The 13,291-nt window shown below is 39.7% G+C and carries 15 protein-coding genes; 3 read left to right on the top strand and 12 right to left on the bottom strand.

Annotation, left to right across the window (positions count from 1 at the left end; genetic code table 11):
- Positions 1-306: 306 nt before the first annotated feature.
- The 7 genes from DUT70_RS11730 to ruvX all read right to left on the bottom strand — a co-directional run bounded on the left by DUT70_RS11730 (position 307) and on the right by ruvX (position 5,134).
- Positions 307-1,299 carry a DUF3078 domain-containing protein gene (locus DUT70_RS11730; protein ID WP_113647520.1) on the bottom strand — a complete coding sequence of 331 codons (993 nt, stop codon included), beginning with the start codon at positions 1,297-1,299 and terminating at the stop codon, positions 307-309.
- A gap of 72 nt (positions 1,300-1,371) precedes the next feature.
- Positions 1,372-1,698, bottom strand: coding sequence for a hypothetical protein (locus DUT70_RS11725; RefSeq protein WP_113647519.1), 327 nt, complete (start codon positions 1,696-1,698; stop codon positions 1,372-1,374).
- Entirely contained in the window at positions 1,698-2,447 is a 750-nt protein-coding gene (locus DUT70_RS11720) for a hypothetical protein (RefSeq protein ID WP_113647518.1), read from the bottom strand. The genes DUT70_RS11725 and DUT70_RS11720 overlap by 1 nt, the downstream gene beginning before the upstream one ends.
- A gap of 50 nt (positions 2,448-2,497) precedes the next feature.
- Positions 2,498-3,343, bottom strand: a complete 846-nt coding sequence (locus DUT70_RS11715) for a glucosaminidase domain-containing protein (RefSeq protein ID WP_113647517.1) — start codon at positions 3,341-3,343, stop codon at positions 2,498-2,500.
- A 6-nt stretch (positions 3,344-3,349) separates the two neighbouring features.
- Positions 3,350-4,018, bottom strand: coding sequence for a glucosaminidase domain and LysM peptidoglycan-binding domain-containing protein (locus DUT70_RS11710; protein ID WP_113647516.1), 669 nt, complete (start codon positions 4,016-4,018; stop codon positions 3,350-3,352).
- Between the two features lie 64 nt (positions 4,019-4,082).
- On the bottom strand, positions 4,083-4,712 hold the full coding sequence (locus tag DUT70_RS11705) for an O-methyltransferase (protein WP_113647515.1): 630 nt from the start codon (positions 4,710-4,712) through the stop codon (positions 4,083-4,085).
- A gap of 5 nt (positions 4,713-4,717) precedes the next feature.
- Positions 4,718-5,134 carry a Holliday junction resolvase RuvX gene (ruvX, locus tag DUT70_RS11700; protein ID WP_113647514.1) on the bottom strand — a complete coding sequence of 139 codons (417 nt, stop codon included), beginning with the start codon at positions 5,132-5,134 and terminating at the stop codon, positions 4,718-4,720.
- A gap of 384 nt (positions 5,135-5,518) precedes the next feature.
- Here ruvX and DUT70_RS11695 point away from each other — a divergent pair, with 384 nt between their 5' ends.
- The 3 genes from DUT70_RS11695 to DUT70_RS11685 all read left to right on the top strand — a co-directional run bounded on the left by DUT70_RS11695 (position 5,519) and on the right by DUT70_RS11685 (position 8,049).
- Positions 5,519-6,070, top strand: a complete 552-nt coding sequence (locus DUT70_RS11695; protein WP_113647513.1) for an RNA polymerase sigma factor — start codon at positions 5,519-5,521, stop codon at positions 6,068-6,070.
- Positions 6,067-6,600 (top strand): hypothetical protein, encoded by a 534-nt coding sequence (locus DUT70_RS11690; RefSeq protein ID WP_113647512.1) that lies wholly within the window; start codon positions 6,067-6,069, stop codon positions 6,598-6,600. Before DUT70_RS11695 ends, DUT70_RS11690 begins: the two co-directional genes overlap by 4 nt.
- 75 nt (positions 6,601-6,675) lie before the next feature.
- Entirely contained in the window at positions 6,676-8,049 is a 1,374-nt protein-coding gene (locus tag DUT70_RS11685; protein ID WP_113647511.1) for a hypothetical protein, read from the top strand.
- 397 nt (positions 8,050-8,446) lie between these two features.
- Here DUT70_RS11685 and DUT70_RS11680 read toward each other — a convergent pair whose 3' ends face one another.
- From DUT70_RS11680 to DUT70_RS11660, 5 genes are read right to left on the bottom strand one after another with little or no spacing between them, the layout of a single operon-like run.
- The gene (locus DUT70_RS11680) at positions 8,447-9,622 is read right to left on the bottom strand and encodes an AGE family epimerase/isomerase (RefSeq protein ID WP_113647510.1); all 1,176 of its coding nucleotides are present in this window, start codon (positions 9,620-9,622) and stop codon (positions 8,447-8,449) included.
- A gap of 1 nt (position 9,623) precedes the next feature.
- Positions 9,624-10,556, bottom strand: coding sequence for a DUF4434 domain-containing protein (locus DUT70_RS11675; RefSeq protein WP_113647509.1), 933 nt, complete (start codon positions 10,554-10,556; stop codon positions 9,624-9,626).
- A gap of 55 nt (positions 10,557-10,611) precedes the next feature.
- On the bottom strand, positions 10,612-11,292 hold the full coding sequence (locus tag DUT70_RS11670) for a GDSL-type esterase/lipase family protein (protein ID WP_240432091.1): 681 nt from the start codon (positions 11,290-11,292) through the stop codon (positions 10,612-10,614).
- Between the two features lie 2 nt (positions 11,293-11,294).
- Positions 11,295-11,972, bottom strand: coding sequence for a GDSL-type esterase/lipase family protein (locus DUT70_RS11665; protein WP_113647508.1), 678 nt, complete (start codon positions 11,970-11,972; stop codon positions 11,295-11,297).
- 1 nt (position 11,973) lies between these two features.
- Positions 11,974-13,284 carry an MFS transporter gene (locus DUT70_RS11660; RefSeq protein WP_240432090.1) on the bottom strand — a complete coding sequence of 437 codons (1,311 nt, stop codon included), beginning with the start codon at positions 13,282-13,284 and terminating at the stop codon, positions 11,974-11,976.
- Between the last annotated feature and the right edge of the window lie 7 nt (positions 13,285-13,291).

Below are 13,291 nucleotides of genomic sequence, written 5' to 3'. Positions count from 1 at the left end.
TTGAATGCTTTTATATTAAAAATTTGTAAAACGCAAAGGTATTAATAATTTACGATTGTAGATTTACGAATTGCGATTTAATAGTAATATAGCCAACACTTTGCTACTTGTTTTTTTAGAAAAGCAATTAAAGTGATCATCGGTTTCCGTGGCCCCGCTTTACACTTTAGCCCTCGTTCCTCGGGGCTGCCGTTCCAATCGGGTTTAGATGGCAAGTATAGACTTACGAAGTTTTTAAAACTTCGTAAGTCTCAAGCGCCGCCCGTGAAAAACCTACGAGGTTTGAAAATAAAAGCTAGTGGAAGATTACCTAGGGAAAGTAAAACTTAGCCCTAAAGCTAGGGCCTGACTTTTCTGTACTTTCAAGTCCATGTCCCTATCGTACAAAATCACACCAGTTAACGAAACGTTCATAAAGCGGTTGATTCTAGAAGTGGTCGACATATCCAAACGATGGTCAATATGGCCGAAATTATCATAAGGAATAAACATGTTGTACTTTCCTTTTAAAACTACATTTTTGACCACCTCTTTTTCAAAATTACTCACAATTTGAAAAGCGAGCTCATTTTTAATCCTGCTTCCAATGGGAACACCAAAGTTTTTAGGGTTGGTTTTATAAATGTTGGTGTCTAGTACAAAAGTTTGGCGGGCTGTACCCGTACCAATACGAGTAGAGAAAACAGCGCTAGGCTTATATTCAAAACCCAGTGATTCGGTAAAATAACCAGGTGACATAAATTTGGAAAGTAGTTTCGCTACTTCATTTCCCTGCGCATCTTTTGAATACGAGAAACCCTTATCAAATTGCGATTCGAAACTTAAAGAAGCAAAGAAATACCAGTTTTTAGACAATTGTACAGCAGCCTTGTTATCCCAATAAATACGGTCGTTCGTTTTCTTTTGCAGTTGGTCTTTGTTTTTAACCTTTCCGTATTGCAAAATAACCTCCGTGGTATAGCTATAACTCTCTTTGCTATACTCGGCTTTGTAGTTCACCAATCCACCAAGCGCAATAGAGTTTACCCCACCACCTTTCCAGTTATCGCTAAATGAAGCTTGATTGGCGTTAATGCTCACCGTTCCTTTGGTTTTCCAATAATTGATTTTTGCTTTTACCGTTGCAGGACTTAAGTCTACAGGTTGGAAAGTAATAACACCCGTTCTTGAAGGTAAGGGGCTTCGCTTTAGTCTAATTTCCAAATCTTTTACGGGAATGGGAACAGTGTCTATTTCTTGAGCAGAAACAGAACAATAAAGAGCCAATACAGTAGAAATGGTAAATACTAAACGCTTCATTCTTCACAAAGAAACGTAAAATTTTATAAAAAGTTTATAGCTATAAAGCGTTTATGCGATGAAAATGATTAATTAGGCACGGAGATATTTTATCCACGAGAACACGCTCCTGGTGCTTAAATAAGTAAAATTCTGTTGTTGCGCATAAGCTTCTTTTTCGAACACGATATTCAAATAGGCGGTCTGATGTTTTCTGTATTTCAGTAAGTTATACAAGTAGTGAAGGAGATAGAGAAGATAGAAAGGAACAACGAGCAATTCCAATTGTTGCCGATGATGAATTTTTTCGTGGTTAACTAAAACCGCCTCGTTTTTGTAGGAAACTTTTTGGACTAAAATAAATGGATAAATGGCCATGGCCGCTACTCGGAGCTTAGGGACAACGATAAACCAAGACATTACAACTTGTCAATACTTAGCTCGGGTAACTTTGGCAAACGGAACATAGATGGGTTGCGTTTGTAAGAGGCATAGCTGTTTTTCACAAACTGTATAAAAGCATATTCAGAAGCACTAAGCACAAATTGATAAGTTGGCCTATACTGCGTCATAAAATCTTGCACATTCTCTTCCTTAATATCAATAAGGTTGCGTACGTAGTTAGGGTTGTAGCGGTAATCAATCACCTGCTCCTTATAGTCTTTTTCAAGGATTTGCTGTAAATGGCGGGCGTTTTTACCTTCTCGGCTCAATAAATTATAAATAGCATCTATGCCCAGTCCAACGCCTCTTTGGCCTAAGTTAAGCAGGTCTTTACTGCTGCCCTTATCCAGTTTGTACTTAAACTCATCCAGTTTTGATTTGTACAGTTCTTGGGGTGTTTTGGCTTTGCCGTAAATACTTACCTCTTTTAACCTGATTCCCATGGAGCGCAACTGAAAAACAATTGCACTTTGTCCGCGATAAACGACGGTATCCATGGCATGACCACTAAGCGCTGCAAATAAAGTATCGCCAACTTTAACAGGAGCCACAAATTCCCCTTTGGTATTGTTGTAAAAACCTTCGTCTAAAGATGAGTTATAGATATAAACTTTGGCCAGCCTTAATTTGGTGTCTTTATCAACCACAAAGCCTTGCACTGCTTTTTGCTGTGCAAAAGCAGACACCACGCTAAGTAAAAATATGCAGACCAGTAGAAATCTCATTGTACAAGCAAAGCTACAATTTTAACAAATTGCTGCTATTTATCTTAACATTATTTAACCACCACTAGTTTTTGACCCACCTTGATATTATTGTCCGAAAGTTGGTTGAGGGCCTTTAAATCGTCAACAGAAATTTTGTAAAGCTGGCTTATTCGGTAAAGCGTTTCTCCAGCCTGTACCACATGGTATTTTCCATTTTCCAATGATGCAGGAGGATCTTTTGGGGCCACGTTTACAGGCGTGTATAGTTTTTTCTCATTAGGAATATTGGCATTGATTTCTTTGAAAACCTTGTCTTCCCTAGCCAATTTTTCACGCTCGCTTTCCGGTACATCATATTGGTTTAGATTGTATTTTTCGATTAGGTTAATGAGTAGGTCTGGGTATTTTGGATTGGTGGCATAGCCTGCATTTTTTAGTCCAATGGCCCAATTGCGATAATCGTTTTTATCTAGCTCAAAAAGTGCCGCATAGCGCTTACGCTTTAAAAACTCCGAATGGTCTTTGTATGATTCCCGCGGGTCTTTATATACCCGGAAACAATCGTCTCTTTGATCATCATCCTTATAATAAGCTTTCCCCTTCCAGTCAGAAGTACATTTGATGCCGAAATGGTTATTGGCATATTTAGCAAGATCGCTGGCACCACTGCCCGATTCCAAGATACCCTGTGCCAAGGTAATACTTGCAGGGATGCCATATTTGTTCATCTCTTCAATAGCAATTCCTTTAAAAGCATCGATATAAGAAATGGTGGTATAGGAAATAGGATTGGGATTATCCTTTTTGGCATTTTTCTCTATTTGCTTGTTATTGCGGCTATATTGCCTGCTTTTACAAGCACTTCCAAATGCAAGGGCCAACATTAAGATAAGCAGCGATCTGTTTTTACTCATTTTTCACTAAAGTTTCAGTTTCTGTCCAGGTTTAAGGGCGTTTGATTTAAGGCCATTTTTATTTTTGATGGCTTTAACCGTTGTTTTATTTCGTTTGGCAATAATACCTAAATTATCGCCTTGTTTAACGGTGTAAGTACGTCCAGATTTCTTTTTTGAACGATAAACTGGTTTTGGATCAACAGGTTCTACATAATCCTCTGGCCGATTATCGTATTGAAAGAGCTCGTATTTTTTAATGAGTGCAATGACCTGTGTGGCCCAAGTTCGGCTACGAGCGTAGCCTCCTCGCTGTATTCCTCTGGCCCAAGCTTTAAAATCATATTGATCATATTTGTCGAAAAGTGCATTAAAATGGCTGCGGCTTTTCAAAAAGGCAATAAAATGATTGTAAGAAGAATCTACCGTTGGAAAATCTTTATAAGATGATCGAATTTCGGTACTGGAGTTTTTGCCCTTAATGCCAAAGTGGTTATTCAGGTACCGGGCAATTTTGCTTTTGCCAGCGGCTGATTCGTGGATGGCCACCCCCAATATAATGCTGGCTGGAATGTGGTGTTCTTCCATCAGATCTTTCGCCACGTCGGCATATTCTTCAATATACTCTTCGGTGGTTTGGGCAAAGGCAAATATTGTTTTTGTGCATAGGAAGAGCAGAAATAGAATTTTTTTCATCGTTACATTGTTTTATTGTAAATATTAGCTTGCGCTAAATTTCAACTGACAATTGCCAACTGATTTATTTTTTTCTGATGACAAACAAGCCATCTCTCACGGGTAAAATCAGCTTTTCTACCCGTTGGTCTTCATTTATTTTATCGTTAAAAGAACTGATGTTCTTGGTATCTTTATCTTGTGCATTGTTCACAATTTTGCCACTCCAAAGCACATTGTCCACAACAATTAAACCGCCGCTTCTTACGCGATCAAAAACCAAGTCATAGTAGGTGCCATTGTTTTTTTTGTCGGCGTCAATAAAAACCAAATCAAAGGTTTCGTTAAGTTGGGCCACACTTTGTTGTGCATCACCAAGGATATATTCTATTTTAGAATTTAAAGGAGATTTGGCGAAATTTTCCCTCACCATGTCTTCTAATTCTTCATTAATATCCAAGGTATAAATGATGCCATCTTGGGTTAAGCCTTCGGCCAAACATAAAGTGGCATATCCAGTAAAGGTGCCTATCTCTAAAATCCTTTTAGGAGAAATCATTTTACTAAGCATGCTCAATACGCGACCTTGATAGTGACCACTAAGCATGCGGGGCATTAATACTTTAAGGTTGGTTTCCCTATCAATATGCTGTAACAATTGGTCTTCGGGCTCGCAGTATTTGAGCAAAAGCTGTTGTAGTTCTTCGCTGATCATTGTGCTTATAAACGGTTTTGTTCCATATAATATTGCAGAATTATGGTTGCCGAAATGGTATCGACTCTTTCCTTGTCTCTTCTGTCGCTCTTTTTTAAACCACTTTGCATAATGGTGGCATGTGCCATTTTAGAGGTAAAGCGTTCATCGACGAAGTGTTGCGGAACGCCAGGAAAGTTCTTTTTTAAAATGGTTGAAAAACCTTTTACATGCTGAGCATTATCGGAAGGGGAGCCATCCATTTGCTTGGGATCGCCAAGTACGAAAGCTTCCACCTGTTCTGTCAATAGATATTTTTTAATAAAATCTACAATGTCTTTAGGGTGGATGGTGTCGAGACCAGTTGCAATAATCTGCAAGGGATCGGTAACGGCAATGCCGATACGCTTGGTGCCATAATCAAAAGCCATGATGCGTGCCATGGTGCCAAAGATAGGATTATTTTAATTTACCCTTTTTTTGTCGATGATGGCTTTGCGTTCTTCGCGTAACATGATAAATCCTTTGTGTTAAAGATTTAACCGCAAAGAAAAAGAAGAGAAACGCTAAGACTGGATAGTTAACACTGGAGCTAATACCACTGTTTTTGGTGAAATAAACCCGATAGCAATGGAAAGCCCACAGCCTAGCGAGCGAGAGCGTTAGCGATGCGAGCTAGGCGAGGACTTGGAATGTATAGCGGGGCTCATTTAAATAGTACGATTTTCTTGCTTTTCTAATTAAAAACAGGAAACAAAAAAATATTTTTGTAGCATGATGCAACGTTTTGAATTTCACGTTGTCTTTTGATCAGAACGCTTTAGAATTTGGAAACTGTTTACATAGACAAGCACGCTGATTTAGTCGCCGAATGCCGAACAGGCAGCAGGAAAGCACAATTTGAAATATACAAGTTGTATGCTGCGGCTATGTACAACGTGGCCCTTAGGATTGTTAATGACGATGCTGAGGCGGAAGATGTGCTACAAGAGGCTTTTTTGGATGCCTTTAATCGCATCGCCGACTTTAGACAAGAAACAACTTTTGGTCTATGGTTAAAACAAATCGTGATCAATCGGTCTATCAACTATCTGCGCAAACGTAAACTAGAAACAGTGAGCGTAGATGAAGTGGAAGTAGCCGATGAACAGGAGACAGATTTTGAAGAAACACAATTAAAGGTAGAAGCTATAAGAAGTGCAATGGCCGAATTACCTGATGGTTATAGAGTGGTGTTGAGCTTATACTTGTTTGAAGGCTATGACCACGAAGAGATTGCACATATTTTGAAAATAACAGAAAATACGTCTCGCACCCAATACATGCGGGCAAAAAGAAAGTTGAATAGTTTATTAGTAACGAAAGGAGTAGCAAGATGAACAATAAATTAGAGGGGTTTGTAAGAGATAACAAAAAACAATTTGAGGTAAAAGGCCCTTCAGATGAACTTTGGGGTAAAATTGCCGCAGAGTTGGACAAAAAACAACCTAAGAAAAAAACATTTGGTCTTTACCAATGGATGAGCATTGCAGCAATGCTAGTGCTTACGGTAGGCATGTATTTTGGCTACCAATATAAAAAATCAACTACCGAGATTTTAGTAGCAGATATTAACCCAGGACTAGGTAAAAAAGAAGTAAGATTTACTAGCCTAATTGAAGAAAAGAGGGATAGTTTACAGGTTTTAGCGAATACGGATCCAGAACTTTACAAACAGTTTATTGCCGATATAGGCAAGTTGGATAAAGATTATCAGGAATTGAAAAATCAACTGCAAACAAGCCCAAACAAAGCCTTAGTTGGCAAGGCCATGATGAAAAATCTGGAAATACAATTGCAGATGATCAGCCAACAGTTATACATTATCAATCAAGTCAATCAATATAAAAAAGAGGAGAAAACGATTTAATACTTTATTTCTTTCGACGTCGGTTATAATGTATTTAAAACAGTTTTGCTCTGCCAAAAACAAGTTTTAAAGAAAATGAAAAATATCATATTTAGTATCTCGGCCTTGGTTTGGTCGGTACTACAAGCAAATGCGCAGGTGGCCGTGCCGCCTACGCCCCCAACTCCTGCTGCTCCAGCAGCGGAGTATAGTCAAAGTTCCTCAACATCTGTTTCTAGATCTTCGGTGACCAGTCGCCATAAGACCACAAAAGATGGAAAGGTAACGGAAACAACCGAAAGTTGGAATAATTACCAACAAGGGCAGTATGATGACCCGCAAAGAACTAAATCTTTTTCAAAGAGCTATGGCATTGGTCGTGGCGATAAGGTAAACGTTGCTAACATTTATGGAAGCCTTATTATAAAGACCTGGGACAAAAACGAGGTGAAAGTTGATGCCGACATTAGGGCCTTTGCAAACTCTGAAGACGAAGCGCAAAAGCTTATCGACAACGTGTCTATCACTTCTTCTAAAAATGGTGATGAGGCGGTTTTTAAAACCCAAATGGAAGACAGGAACGGCAGTTGGGGCAATGGTAGCAGAAATGGCAAGAGGTGGCGCAGGGAAGTAAAAATCTTTATGACGGTTTACTTGCCTTCAAACATTGCGCTTAGTGCTTCACAACAGTATGGTAACTTGGAAATGCCAGACTTTTCTGGTCCAACAGCACTTAAAGTACAATATGGAAAGCTGATTACTGGCGATTTAAGCAATGTGAACAACTTTATCTCGGCCCAATACACCAGCGTAGATTTGAAAGATGTGAACAAGGCCACCATTAAGCAGCAATATGGTAGTGGTTTAACCATTGCATCTATCGGAGATATCAACCTTAATGCTCAATATGCTACCGTTCGTATTGGCGATATCAAGAGAAATGCAAACATCAGACAACAATACGGCAGCGGCCTTTCTATTGAATCAGTGGGTAATTTAGATTTAGATGCACAATATGCTTCAGTGAAAATAGGTACGGTTAGGGGTGAAGCAGGGATCAGAGTTCAGTATGGTAGCGGCCTATCTATTGAGCAGGTTGGTAATTTGAGTCTTACTTCGCAATATACTGCGGTAAGGGTAGGCAGATTAACAGGTATTTTTACAGCGAAGTCTCAGTATGGCGGTAGAATGAACATTGAAAAGATAGAAGCGAGCAGTAAAACAATTAATCTTGATACGGAGTACGTCACTGTAACGCTAGGTTTTGCGCCAAACTTTGGTGGCAGCTTAAATGTAGATACTCAGCATGCTAGCTTTAAAGCAGGAGAAAATGTTAATGCCAAAAGGGTAGGTGCAGATGATGATGATCGTGGTTATAGTTCAACAAAGGAATACACAGGAACTATTGGAAGAGGAGGTTCTTCCAACGTTAAAGCCACAGTAAGATATAATTCATTGACAATAAGATAAGAGGTAACACAAAATGAAAAAAGGGGCTAATTAGTTCCTTTTTTTATGCGTTGAGGGTTGAATCTTTTTTTGAAGCGCAAAACCACTGCACATCACTACCAGTAGTCCCGCCATCCATTACAAGTCCTCGGTTTCGTTCCTCAACCTGCGGGCTTTTCATTGCTGTCGGGGCTAATTTCTAAAGGAAGCATTCCAATTCTCACCGACATTCATAAGCACGATTCTCCCTCTTTTAGGGAGAGATACCTGAAAGGCAGGGAGGGTTTAATGGAGCGCTAGACTTACGAAGTTTTAAAAACTTCGTAAGTCTTCAATGCCAAGGATCGTTCATAAAAAACCTCGTAGTTTTCTAAAACTTACGAGGTTTGGAACATTTAAGAGACGTCTTTTTTATCAATTAGATTTTAGCAGGCTCAGCCACTTGCTCTAAAGTATTGTAAACTTGGTAAAGCGCCCTAGGAATATGGAAACAGCCTTTCCATTTACCTCCTTTTGCTGGTATCGAAACTTCGCCTCTGCGGTTAAGGTAGCCATACCATTCGCCACCATTTTCAGCATCCCTAAAGTTTTTCCAAGTGTAGTCGTGCAATTTTTCGAACCATACGGCACATTTTTCGTTCTGTGTAATGGCATAACCTTTAGCCATGGTTACCAAAGCCTCTACGTGTACCCACCAAAGTTTTTGATCCCACTCCAATTGCTGTACTGGATGGCCTTTAATGTCTTTAAAGTACAAAATACCTTCGTATTGATTATCCCAACCAAACTCTAGCGCTGTAAAAGCAATTTCAAGCGCTTTGTTAACCAGTTCAGTATCGTTTTTTCTAACGGCCAAATCCATGATAAACCACATCGCTTCAATAATGTGCCCAGGATTTACCACTCTGCCTTCAAACGAGTCAGAGAAGCTGCCGTCATGGTGAACATTTTCTAAGATCAATCCTGATTGTGGTTGATAAAATACCGACATCACTTCGTGTAATACCTCGTCAATTAAACTATCAATGGTTGATTTATCTAATAGGTGTTCTAATTCAAGAGAAAGGTTGCAAAGAATCATGGGCAGCGAGAAGTTTTTCAAATCTCTGGTACCAGGAAAACCTTTAGTGTATTTTCCTTTTGGGTTATTTCTTCTTTCTAAAATACGGTTGAAGGTACTTAGCGCAATGTCAGCGTCTTCATTGCTGTTGTTGATTTTACACAAGGCGCCAAAGCCCAAAGCGGCAAAGCAATCAGAAAAAATATTGTAAGGTTGTACGAGTGGTTTGCCTCTTTTGGTGAAAGAAAAATACCAATCCCCATTTTCATCTCTCCCGTGTTTTCTCATAAACGAAGCGCCCAGTTCAGAAATGTCTTTCCATTCCTGTTTAGCTTCCACTTTGTCAAACAGCATGGCGTAAGTCCAAATTTGACGGCCTTGCAACCAAGCAAACTTATCGGTATCGTAAATATTCCCCTTGGCATCTAAACAGGTAAAATATCCCCCTGCATCTTTGTCTAAAGAGTTTTTGCTCCAAAAAGGAACAATCTCGTTTAGCAACTCGTTCTTGTATATATCTATGTACTTGTTCATGTTATAAGTTCTTTGCGTATTCTTGGTATCTGTTATAAAGATGATGTGCTTGGATGTAGGCCGACTGTGGGCTCATGAAATGAGAAAATTCGAAGGTGATGGCTTTATCGTAGCCAGCTTTGCGAGCGGCTTCCAATTTTAGACGCAACTTTTCAAACTTGATGGGTAAAAACTTGATGGGCATATCACGATCAAAACTTTCGGCGTTGGTCCAGCACTGAAGCCCAAATTGATCGGCCATTTTTTTATTCACCTCAAAGAAATCTTGCAGTTCATGGTAATCAACGTGCCCATCTTGGAAAGCTACGGCATCAATAGAGCCTTTTAGTCCCGAGAATATTTCCGACCACTCGTCTTCGTGTTCTTTTAGCGAAACCGCATTTTCCTTGGTTAAAGTTGCTTCGGCAGCCATTACTGCTTTTTTGCCGTCAATCCAAGGTGAAATGAAAGTTGGTAAGCCATTGCTAACCCCTTTGCACTGTAGGCCCAAGGTATTGAAAGCATCGGTTGCTCCTTTGGTACGACGACTGATTTCCATGCTCAAATACCAGCCACCAAAGCTTTTGTAGTGACCATATTTGGTCCAAACTTCGTCAATCACATATCTATTGGCATCAATTTCATGCTGTAGGTTGCCTGTATCCCAATAATGTCCACTATCGTATAAGCCGAAATAAAACTTCATGTCATGCTCATCTGCCAGTTGCAGATAAAGTTCAACCAAGTCTATTGGCGGTTCATAACAACCGAATTTATTTTGGAGGTATACCGATGGATAAGTGATAAACCTTCTGTATCCGCTTCTAATGAGGATGACTGTGTCAATTCCCATCGCTTTCATGTGGGCAAAATCCTTGGCCCATTCTTCTCGTCCCCAGTTTTGATGTGGGATATCGTGAGAAATCTCATCAATAAAAGTTCCCGTTATTTTCATTTATGCTACTCTTCGTTTTTTATTGCTAATGCTGTTTAAAAGCCAAACAGGTGGCTTATAAATATTTCTTATCCTTTAAAAAATTTACCCAGTCGATGTATGCACTTGCTTTTAGGTGCACGCCGTCCATGGTAAATTCTTTCTTTAATACACCGTTTTCATCTTGAAATAAAGGGCAGATATCGATATAGGTTACGCCTTCTTCTTGTGCCATGGCTTTTATTTTTTGATTGAGTGCTGGTACCAAAACGTTGCGACCTTTAGTGTAAGCTTCCTTGGTCATTTCTTCGTTAATGGGCAAAGCACTTTCAATATAAATCTTCGTTTTTGGCGATTGTTGCTTGATTTTTCTGATGATGCGACGGTAGTTGTTGACGCTCACCTCATGCGGTAATTTCCTGAACTGATCGTTAATCCCGTCCATTAAATAAATGGCTTTTGGTTTTGCATTAACAATTTCATCCATTCTGGCCAAGATGCCAAAGGAGTTATCGCCGCCAATGCCTCTGTTAATCACTGGGTATTTGCTGTCGGCAAGTAGTTCCTGCCATTCGGCTCTTTCGGTAATGCTGTTTCCCAAAAAGATAATGGCGTTTTTTGGAATGGGTGTTTTACTGAAATATTCCATGCGCTGCTGGTAATACCAGTTGGCATAGCTGCTATCTATTTTTACGGTTTGCGCTTGGCTAATATTAAAAAGGGCGAGGCCCATGATGATTAGGCTTATTTGTTTCATGATTAGATTACCTTTAGTCTTTTTAATTCATTGGCCCACAACACATAAGATGTTTGACGTAAATGCAAGCCATCAATGCTTAATTCTTTTTTAAGGCTTCCTTTTTCATCAGACAATGCTGGGTGTAGGTTAATGTAGTTCACTCCCATTTCCTTACAAAGGGCCTCCAGTTTTTGATTTAAATCGTTGATTTTACTGTTTTTTACTTGTGCATAAATTTCAGGCAACATGGCTTCGTTAACCGGCAAAACGCTTTGCATGTAAAGAATGGTTTTTGGCGATTGTGTTTTTACCATCATGATCATTCGCTTAAAGTTGTTAAGGATGACCCCGTTTGGTGTACCACGTTTCATGTCGTTTACACCGCTTAACAAGAATACTTTTGCAGGCTTCGATTCGAGTACTTCATCTAAACGGCCCAATATACCGTAGGTCACATCGCCGCTAATACCACGGTTAATGATGTTCTTTTTTTGAAGGAGCTCCTGCCATTTTCCACCTTCGGTAATGCTGTTCCCCACAAAAGCAATTTCGCCTTTGCGGTTGGGCATTTTTCTAAAAAAATCTAATCGTTGCGTATAGTGGCTGTTTAAATAGCCACTATCTACCGCAACGGTTTCTTGCGCATTTACAAAATGAGCAGCAACGACTAAGCAAAATGTATAAATCAATTTTTTCATGTTATTCTTTGATCAGGTCTCCTCCGTTATTGTTGTCGGGTTGTTCTTCGGATTTCTTTAATGGGACAATCCAAGTAGCGATAAAAGCTGGAATGGTGGCAATAAGCACCCAAACGAAAAAGTGTTTATAGCCCAAATAATCGCTGATGTAACCACTGATCATGCTGGCCAATGTGTAACCGAAATAGGTAATGGCACTGCCGAAAGCATAATGTGCCATTTGGTATTTACCAGGAGCAATTTGCTGCATAATGAAAAGGATAATGCCGATAAAGCCGAAGCCATAACCAAAATGCTCGATAGCCACAGCGCTCCCTATGATGAATAGGTTAGAGGTTTGTGTGAATGCTAAATAAGCATAAGTGATAAATGGCAGGTTAAAAAAGGCGCATAGCATTAATAATGTTTTTCGGGTTAAGCCTTTGTTTGACACAAAATATCCCGCCGCTAAGGAGCCCAAAACAAAAGCGATAGTACCATAAATTCCCGTAAGCATTCCTAGGGTAGCTTCGCTAAGTTCTAAGCCGCCAACAGCTTTGGTTGCTTTAAAGAATAATGGCATTATTTTAATAGCCTGCCCCTCGGCAAATCGGTATAAAACGATAAATAAAATACCGAACCAAATGTGTTTCTTCCTGAAAAAGCTGGTGATGACATCGCTTAAGGTTTGCCAAACTTGTGCAGTAGTTTGTACCTGAACTTGCGTTTGTGTTTGAGGCAAAAATTTCTTGTTATACAGGCCGAGCAAAAACATAACTACGGCATAAACCAGTAAAATAACTGCCCATGCTTTGGTGTTGCCATAAAGAGGAATCAGTACGCCTACCAAAAACACCATGCCTCCGTTGGAGAACAATTTGGCGAAGTTGTAAAAGGTACCTTGCCAGCCTACGTATTGCGCCTGTTGTTTATTGCTTAGTGATTGTAGATATAAACCATCGGCAGCAATGTCTTGAGTGGCGCCTAAAAAAGCGATCAGTAAAAAAACTACCACCGAAGCCGCAAAGAAATTGCTGAGAAACAGTAAGCCTGCAGCAACGGCAAATAATAAACCACAAAGAATTTGGGAGCCGTAGATGTAAAACTTTTTGGTTTTGTACAGCTCCATAAAAGGTCCCCATAGCGGTTTAAAACTCCAGGGCAAAATAATGATGCCTGTATAGACCGTAATTTGCGTATCGGAAAAACCCATGTTTTTGTACAGGAGCGATAGTAAAGTGCCGCCCAGGACCAAGTTGGGTAATCCCATGGCAAACCATGTGCTGGGTATCCAAGAGACAGGATTGAGGTTTTTAGTTTGTTTTTGATCCACTGTGTGT

It is taken from the genome of Pedobacter chitinilyticus (assembly GCF_003313385.1).
GTDB classification, from domain to species: domain Bacteria; phylum Bacteroidota; class Bacteroidia; order Sphingobacteriales; family Sphingobacteriaceae; genus Pedobacter; species Pedobacter chitinilyticus.
Note: the sequence above shows the minus strand (reverse complement) of the source record. Positions and strands in the feature narration are given on the sequence as shown.